Annotated in this window: 1 pseudogene; it reads right to left on the bottom strand. The window is 39.2% G+C overall.

The annotated features are described in order from the left end of the window. Window position 1 precedes the first annotated feature (1 nt). Window positions 2-1141: pseudogene (locus AC28QF_RS13860) on the bottom strand (hypothetical protein); the annotation flags it as partial.

Genomic DNA, 1141 nt, shown 5'->3' with positions numbered 1-1141 from the left:
GTTATGATGCGGTATCTGTTATTATTACCGTATACGTTCCTACCACTGTTGGATTAAAAGTTAACGGACTTGTAAAAGCAGTTCCTGATGCAACCGTTGCACTTGGTCCTGTAATTTCATACGTATATGTTCCTGAACCTGATGCTAGCGCTATAACAACTTCTGCAGCTGGTGTTGCATCACATGTTAAGTTCTTGGTTTCATCTAACGTGAAAATTAAGTTTTCACTGATTATTACATCTACTGGTGCTTGTTGCGCACATCCATTTGAATCGGTTACACTTACTGTATAAGTATCTGCAGTTAAATTACTAAACGTATGCGTAGTTGTTGCAATAACACCTGTGTTTGAAATTTCTGTTCCGCCACTGTTGGTTAATACGTATGTATAATTTCCTGTTCCGCCTGCTGCTGTTACTAAAATACTTCCACCAACATTGGTATCACAAGCATTGTCTGTATCAACTGCTGTAAAACTTACTGCTATTGGATCGGCAACTATTACTGCTGCTGATGTTCCTTCACAATCGTTTACATCTCGTACTCGTATCGTATAATTTCCTGCTGCTAAACCTGTAAACACATTGTTTGTTCCGTTGGTTGCAAAATCATAACCTACTACTGCTACATTAGTTCCTGAATCTTCTAACTGATACGTGTATCCGCCAAAACCGTCTGCTCCTGTTGCTGTAATTGTTGCATCGGCAACTCCTGTACAACTTACTCCTGGGTCTACAACTCCTGTTACAGTAATTGCTGCCGTAGGCTCTGTTATTGTAAACTCATTTGTTCGCTCTATACAGAAAGGTGTATCAGTCATTGTAATTTCTACATAATAGATACCTGCTAATAAACCTGTAATAGTTTGGGTTGTTGCTCCGCTTATTCCTGTTCCTGTAATACCTGTTGTTGTCGTATCTTGATTAAATACTTCGTAGTCATAAACTCCTCCATACGTTGTACTACCATCAAAACTCACGTCAATACTTCCGCCATTATCTCCGAAACAGGTTGCTTGCGGATTGTTTGCGATTACCGTAAAGTCTGGTTCTGTACCTACTGTATACGTTTTTGTAAACACACAACCTGTTACTGGGTGTGTTGCTGTTATCGTATATGATCCTGTTGGTAAATTTGTAAA

Source organism: Tenacibaculum sp. M1.3A (assembly GCF_057732375.1).
Note: the sequence above shows the minus strand (reverse complement) of the source record. Positions and strands in the feature narration are given on the sequence as shown.